Here is a 5584-nt window from a genome sequence, read left to right on the forward strand (position 1 = left end):
ATCTTGTTCGCTTTCAGAAAGAATAACATTCGCACTAAATTTACCATGCTTGAAATTACTTCCCCAACTGTTCCAAGCAATTTGTTTATTAACTGCATATACGTTTGATGTACCTGATTTATATACATCAATGTATTGCTTATCTTTAAGCAATTTAACGGCTCTTGTTACCGTTGAAGTACTTACTTCGAATTGTTCCTCTAAGACTTTATAAGAGCACATTACAGCGTTGTATGAATCCATATTATTTATTAAGAATTTAAAAATTCTATATGCTATTGGTGATTTTGCCATTAGCCAATCTTCTGCTTTATAAGCGTCTTTATTTAACTGTATCCACCTCTTGTAAGGACTGTTTTTATCTCTCTTGCGAATTTCCTTTTCGATTTCTTCTTCCTTCTCCATTTGGATCTTACGCTCTTCAAAACTCATAGAATTAGGTTTTAGAACTTCTCTTTCTGCTCCTACATGTATTTCAGCCATTATTACTTTCTCCCCTTTTTCGAATATGTAACACGCTGTGATACGTATATGTATCATTTTTGATACAACTTGTATCATTACTGACCATGGTGTGATTAGTATACTGCTCATTTATGGTTATTCTATCGTCATTAATGACCATTCTATGATATTGTTTGACTAAAGTCAAGTCTTATAGTGACTATCTAGTGCTCTAATACTAGTCACCCCATGACTAGTATAGTAATCACACCATGACTAGTAAAAAACGCTCTATCCATTGATATGACAACAACTAGCTTATATTCACTCTTATATCTTCTATAAGGCACTTTTCTACATGCAAGGGTCGGGTAGTATTTTTTAGGAAAACCACCTAAAAAATCTCCACGCCTTTACCCCTTGCATGTAGAAATTTTTCGGCTGTCTAGGCTTCGCCGAACGACCGATATACGAAATAGGGATATTGAGTATTCGCTCGTTCGCTTGTCCAGTGTAGCCGAAAAACCGTTAAGAGTGTCGGCGATAATGTGATTCTTTCGCTATGTATAGAATTCGTTATGCGGGGGCTAGCCCCCACACCCCCAGCCTCACTCCCTCAACCGAAATAGGGGGGAAAGACCAAGTTCAAAGGCATTGCGAAATATGGTTAAAAGCTTTCTGACTGGAAGAAAGCTAAATATGGTATGTGTCAATGGTAAATCGCAACGGAATGGGTCAGCGGTTTTTGCTGATCCATGAAGTGAGAATTTAAGGAATTGACACATTCGCAAAAGTACCCTCTTGGCTTGTCGAAAAACCATTTTTTCGACCTGCCTACCGGCGAGGGAGCCCCCGAAGATTCGGGGGTTGGGGGCTTGATATGTGAAAGTTTTTGGGGTTGCCTTTTTTCAAAAAGGCAAGGTCTTAATCCCCCCATGTAAATGGGGGTTAGGGGGCATTTTTGCGACAGCAAAAACAAGCTTATTTGGGTACCAAATATAGAGCTTGCCAATCCTCACAATACAAGTTACAATGAGAGTGAATAGCGAGCATTTAATTTGTATGATATGCGATTGAAAAATGAGCATAGTGAGGTGGTTGTATGTCGGGAACGAGGAAAGAAAATCGGGCGAGTAGTCGGCAGATTAAATTTCGAGTGGACGACAGCGAATATGAAAGGTTACAGCAAATTGCTGATACGTTTCATATGAGCGTGCCAGCTTTTGCAAAAAAGCGGGCAATGGGCTATCGAATGAAGCCACCGAAAATTGATAAATCGGGGGCAATTGAGATAGCAAAGCAGTTGCGAGCAATTGGGAACAACGTGAATCAATTGACTAGGCGAGCAAATGCAAGCGCTGGGGCGATTGATAGCGAAGAATTACAAGCTATCAAAAAGGAGTTGCATGCAATATGGCAACAATTCAGCTAGGTACAACTCGTTCTGCTAGTCGATTATGCAACTATGCAGAAAAAAGGGCAGTTGTGAAAGATGGCTATAATCTTGATATTGATTATGCAAAGTCACAAATGAAGCAAACAAGGGAACTTTTTTCTAAAAATGATGGAATACAAGCACATCATGTTATCCAGTCATTCAAACCTAACGAGGTTACACCAGAGAAAGCGAATCAAGTAGGTTTAGAATTAGCTGAGAAATTAGCTAAAAACCATGAAGTAGCTGTTTACACACATGCAGATAAAGACCATATTCATAATCATATCGTGATAAATTCAGTTAACTTTGAAACTGGTAAAAAGTATCAAGCACATGGAAAGGAAGCAATTGAGCGTGCTAGATCATTGAGCGATGAAGTATGCAAAAATCATGATTTATCAATAGTTACAGAGCATAACGCTAGTGTTCGTCATACTTTGGCAGAACAACATTTACTAGAAAAAAATAAACCATCTTGGAAAGATGAATTGCGTGAAGCGATTGAATACTCTCGAAATAATTCAACAAACTTTGATAGCTTTAAAAAGCATTTAAATGACGTTTACGGGGTCGAAACGAAATTGAGGGGTAAAACACTTAGTTTTAAACATCCAGAACGAGAACGCTTTATACGGGCTAATAAATTGGGTGCTGACTATGAAAAGGAGGGGCTAGAAAATGTCTTTACAAGACAAGCTGAACGAGAACAGGAGCATGAGCGAACTGTTTCAAGAGACCAGGGAACTCAACGAACTAATGAAAAGTTATATCAGAGTTCACATGAACGAGGAAATGGCGAAAGAAGTCACGATTCACAATCAATTGAATCAAATCCAGTCGAAATCGGACAAAGTCATGAGGAACATGCAGTCAATCTTGAACGAGCAAGAGAAGATGTTGAAAGAAAACACCGAAGTTTTGCAAAAGATTTTGATAGATGGACACGAGGAAATTCAAAGGAACAACAACAGGACCATTCAAGCACTGGGGGAACTTCAAAAGACGAACAACGCTCAATTGGAAGAAATGAACGAGGAAATCAAGTCGAGCGTGAGGAACATGCAGAACAATCTAAACAGCGTCGTCAAAAAAGCAAGACAAGAGACGATGGACTTAGTCTCTAGTGCAAAGCATGGGGCATTGGTTACGAATATCATTGATGCTTTAAAATATGGTGTTGCTACAAGTGCAATTACTGTTCCAATTCTCTATTTGCTCCTTAGTTAATTAAAAAGACTGGCTTTATGCCAGTCCTTTCTGCTTTAGCTCTAGAGGGTTGTAAGCTATGTTATCCAATATTGTCAAGTCTGTATAGGACGAATAGATAAAGTGGATGTATTTTCGATTTTAGTGAAAGGCTCGTATGCAAGGACATGTCGACTTAATGGGACGTTCGTGGGAACATATCAATAGGTTTGCTTTATTCCCCTCTAGTCAGTTCTTTCTTTTCTTTCAATAATCTTTGAAATTCATCTTCTAACTCTTGCGAAGGTTCCAAGCTCAACCTACCCAGAACATCAGATATTTTAGTTTCAATTAATAAAAGTTGGTCATCATTGTTAGACTTTGTTTTATTCTCCAGCCACTCTTCATATGCTTCGTACGATCCATCGAATACTGTTATCTTACCATCTTTTATATCAATTATTTTTGTAGCTATATTTTTTACTAACATTCGGTCGTGAGTAACAAATAGAATCGTTCCATGATAACTTTTCATTAATGTTTCTAGCGCTTCTAAAGCTGCAATGTCTAAAAAGTTAGTCGGCTCATCTAAAACGAGCATATTCACCTCACTTAAAAACAGTTTAGCTAAAGCTAGCTTTACTTTTTCACCACCACTTAATATGCCTACCTTTTTATAGACATCTTCATCCCAAAAATGCATTCTTGCTAAAACTGTTCTTATTAATGTCTCATTTTGACTAGAGGTCGATTGTACATTTTCTATGATTGATTTCTCATCATTTAGGATGGTTAAGTGTTGAGAGAAGTAACCTATCTTTACTTTTTCTGGAATTGTCACTCCTTCATCTTGCTTCACTATTTTTTTAAGCAACGTTGTTTTACCTGAGCCATTTTTTCCAATGATAGCAACTTTATCTCCTCCATATAAATATAAGCTAAAGGGTTCCCAGAGCTTACGTTCTTCAATCTCTCCCTTAATATTTTCAGCACGTAATACAGATTGGTTTGTTAAGTTTTCTTCATTTAACATATCCATCTTAATTTCAGGCAGCTCTTTCACCTTGTCAACCTTATCCAATTGTTCCAGTCTTGTTTCTAAAGCTTTTGCCGAACTTCTCAGCTTTTTCTGTATGTTGGCGTAGTGGGTTTTAGCACCCACTATTCTCGCTTCAGATGAACTTAGATTCTTAGGTTTTTTTGTTGCTCGTTGAGCTCTTTCTTCTTTTTGACGTATTGCTCTTTCTAATTTTTGTTTCTCACGTTCATACTTTTCAAATTCAGTTTGTTTTTGTTTTTTAAGTATTTCTTTTTGCTTTGCATATTCATCATAATTTCCTTTAAATATTTTTAACGTATTTTTTTCAATTTCCCATATGTCAGTACATACATTATTTAAAAATGTCCGATCATGAGATACTACGACAGCTGCTCCTTGATAGTTTCTTATCTTTTTTTCTAGCCAAGCAATTCTTTCCGTATCTAAGTGTGTTGTCGGTTCATCTAAAAGCAGTAAGCCTGGATTCCCATTGAATGCGTTCTGTAAATATTGCTGTGTTATTTCGCCACCACTTTTCTCCAATCTTGATTCTTTAAATTGTGGCACTAATTTCACAGAGGTAAAAGGAGAGATATTACCTTCATCAGGTAATTCTTCACCTGTAATAATTTTTAATAGGCTTGTTTTTCCTGTTCCATTCCTACCTACTAAGCCTATACGTTGATTATCATGCACTTGTATTAAATCAATATCAAATAGCACTCTGTCATGTAATTGTTTTTTGATTGATGTTCCTTCAAATAATAGCATAATCCCATCTCCTTATTTTGAGGGGATATAAAAACCCCCTAATTCCATTCAGAATAGGAGGTCAGTAAAATTTGTAAGTATACACCTAAAAAAGCATTACAAAATTAGGGTAAACCACATTGCACAATACAATCCTATTCTGAAAATGATACATAAAACGCTCCACAAATAACCTAGCTTAAGTTATTGACTCACTATTTTATGTTGATTTTCTTTAATAAATAGGATTAATTGTTCATTGTGATATAGTAACACCCTTTCTCGTATCATTTAATCTAAATATAAGCTTTCTATATGTCTCTGTCAATATTTCTATGCTTTACTTAGATAAGAAATTAAATCTTATTCTGATCAAAGCGAAAATAACTAATCGGATGGGAGCTACAATTTAAGAGATTCCCGAGCCATCTTTCTGGAATGTTTTCTAAACTACTTGTAATGTTTTCTCTTAATTCATTTTCTCGCTTCTCGTACAGCAAACTTGCTTAACTATTATCACGAACATTTCTAGTCTAACATTGGCTACTAATAACGCTTAGACAAACATTTTTCACCTAAGTGTTCAATTTTTGTTACGATAAGCTGTGAATAGAGATAAGGTTCTTTATCTACCATCTCCAACCTGTATGTTATATTGATTTAACGTGATGTTAAATTTCTTCTAAAGTAACCTCTTTATGTCTTTGAATTTTTAATTTAGTTTGTTT

Annotated in this window: 4 protein-coding genes; 2 read left to right on the plus strand and 2 right to left on the minus strand. The window is 36.1% G+C overall.

Annotated elements, in window-relative coordinates:
- On the minus strand, positions 1-483 hold a 483-nt coding region (locus tag KA830_RS12890), incomplete at its 3' end, for a replication/maintenance protein RepL (RefSeq protein WP_210134294.1).
- A 1063-nt stretch (positions 484-1546) separates the two neighbouring features.
- Between KA830_RS12890 and KA830_RS13930 the strand changes: the two genes are divergently transcribed.
- On the plus strand, positions 1547-1876 hold the full coding sequence (locus KA830_RS13930) for a MobC family plasmid mobilization relaxosome protein (RefSeq protein ID WP_095257132.1): 330 nt from the start codon (positions 1547-1549) through the stop codon (positions 1874-1876).
- Positions 1858-3006, plus strand: a complete 1149-nt coding sequence (locus KA830_RS12900; protein WP_210134295.1) for a relaxase/mobilization nuclease domain-containing protein — start codon at positions 1858-1860, stop codon at positions 3004-3006. The genes KA830_RS13930 and KA830_RS12900 overlap by 19 nt, the downstream gene beginning before the upstream one ends.
- A 296-nt stretch (positions 3007-3302) precedes the next feature.
- Here the strand turns inward: KA830_RS12900 and KA830_RS12905 are convergent, their stop codons facing one another.
- Positions 3303-4877, minus strand: coding sequence for an ABC-F type ribosomal protection protein Vga(E) (locus KA830_RS12905; RefSeq protein ID WP_032495718.1), 1575 nt, complete (start codon positions 4875-4877; stop codon positions 3303-3305).
- Positions 4878-5584 lie beyond the last annotated feature (707 nt).

This window comes from Staphylococcus sp. GDY8P119P (assembly GCF_017892075.1).
Taxonomy (GTDB): Bacteria; Bacillota; Bacilli; order Staphylococcales; family Staphylococcaceae; genus Staphylococcus; species Staphylococcus ureilyticus.